Origin of the sequence: Fibrobacter sp. (genome assembly GCA_012523595.1) — a bacterium.
In the GTDB taxonomy this organism is placed as follows: Bacteria; Fibrobacterota; Chitinivibrionia; order Chitinivibrionales; family Chitinispirillaceae; genus JAAYIG01.
Genome location: JAAYIG010000006.1, coordinates 1 through 1965, shown reverse-complemented (window position 1 = coordinate 1965; position 1965 = coordinate 1). Strand labels below are relative to the sequence as shown.

The 1965-nt window shown below is 43.5% G+C and carries 2 protein-coding genes; both read left to right on the top strand.

All coding sequences use genetic code 11. The annotated features are described in order from the left end of the window. A partial coding sequence (locus GX089_00240) for a PASTA domain-containing protein (protein NLP00899.1) occupies positions 1–222 on the top strand: 222 nt, incomplete at its 5' end. 79 nt (positions 223–301) lie between these two features. Continuing rightward, positions 302–1771 carry a UDP-N-acetylmuramoyl-L-alanyl-D-glutamate--2,6-diaminopimelate ligase gene (locus tag GX089_00235; GenBank protein NLP00898.1) on the top strand — a complete coding sequence of 490 codons (1470 nt, stop codon included), beginning with the start codon at positions 302–304 and terminating at the stop codon, positions 1769–1771. The last annotated feature ends 194 nt before the right edge of the window (positions 1772–1965 follow it).

Here is a 1965-nt window from a genome sequence, read left to right as displayed (position 1 = left end):
GTATTAGCCCTTTATCTTGATAACAGTGAGCAGGGATTATTAAAAAAAGAGATCCCTTACTGTGTCGGAAGAGATTTACGTGATGCTATTAACATGATAAATTTTAACGGAATCAAACCTTATGCGGTAGGGGCCGGAATGGTTCGCAGGCAGAGTCCACCTGCCGGAGCAGCAATAGAAGCGGTGAAAGCTTGTACTTTGTACTGCTCATTTGATGGATGATTCTCAAAGAAAATTACTCAGGAGGTGGAATAAGTTTCAATCTGTAACGAACTCATTTCATTTCAGGATGTGAAAAATTATGTTGAACAGAATTCTTGAAAAAGCAGGTCTTGAGATACTGACACGCGGGGGCAGTGGTGATCCTTTTATCACTGATATTTGTTATGATTCCCGGAAAGTCAGTGAGGGATCTCTTTATATTGCCATACCTGGAACCAAGGTTCATGGCGACAGCTTCATCAATGAGGCCCTTTCCAGAGGGGCATTGGCAGTAATCTCTCAAAATCCACAGACAAAGCTTTCGGTTCCCTGGATTCAGGTGAAAAATCCAAGGCTTGCTCCAGGAAAACTTGGTGCAGCGCTATGGAATGTTGATCTTAATAAAACCAGTGTCATAGGAATCACTGGGACAAACGGGAAAACCACCACCGCCCATCTTTTTGAAAAGCTGCTTCAGCAGCGTTTTCAGAGTAGTAAAGTCTGGATGTTTGGGACTATAGATTATCACATTAATGGTCAGTGTCACTCTGCAGATCATACCACTCCGGAAGCTCTCGATATATTCCGTTTTATTGGCAATTCTTCAAGTGCACCTGATGGACTTGTGATGGAGGTGTCATCTCATTCTCTGGCTCTGGACAGAATCGCAGGTCTCTGTTACGATTGTGCAGTGTGGACTAATCTTACTCAGGATCATCTTGATTTCCATAATGATATGGAATCCTATTACCAGGCAAAGAAGCGACTGTTTACAGAATACATCAAACCAGATGGCTGTTCGGTGATAAGCATTGATGATTCTTTTGGCAAAAGGCTGGCAGATGAGATAAGACCTGGGCGATGTATAACTTTTGGACAATCTGAAGATGCGCAGGTCAGGATAAAATCATGGCATTGTGATTGGAACGGTTCCAGAGTGGAAATCTTATGTGATGGCTGGTGCCGGACTTTTGAATCATGCCTGAGAGGTTTTTTCAATGTGTATAACATGTCTGCCATGATCGCCGGGGGCATTGGACTTGGTTATACACTGGATCAGATTTCAGATGCACTTCTTGGTATAACGACAGTGCCAGGAAGAATGGAAAGAGTATCTCTCGATGCACCATTTACAGTGATTGTAGATTATGCCCATACTCCGGATGCACTGAAAAACATATTAAGTACTGCCCGTCCGCTTACTGAAGGCAGCCTGATCTGTGTATTCGGATGCGGAGGTGATCGTGATAAAAGTAAACGCCCGATTATGGGAAGTGCTGTTGCAGAATACGCTGACCAGGCAATAGTTACATCAGATAATCCGCGTTCGGAAAGACCTCAAAAGATAATCGACGATATAGTTACTGGTATACCTCTGGACTTCCCTCATATCTGCATAGCTGATCGTCGTGAAGCAATAGAAGCAGCTCTGAACAGGGCTGAAAAAGGCGATTGCATAGTAATTGCCGGTAAAGGTCATGAGGATTATCAGGAAGTCAATGGGGTAAGGCATCATTTTAATGATAAAGAAGTAGTTACAGAATTATTTAACAGTATGAGGAATAGTTGATGAAACATATACACTCCGGGTCCTGCTCATGCAATAAAACAATCAGGTTGACCCTTGGATCTCTTATCGACTGGTGCGGGGGGGAGAGTGAATTATCCGAAGCTCTGCGGAAGAAAAGTGTTCAGGGGCTCTGGCATGATTCCAGAAAAGTGCAACCTGGGAGTGTATTTGTCGCAATGGGTTCAGATCGGGAT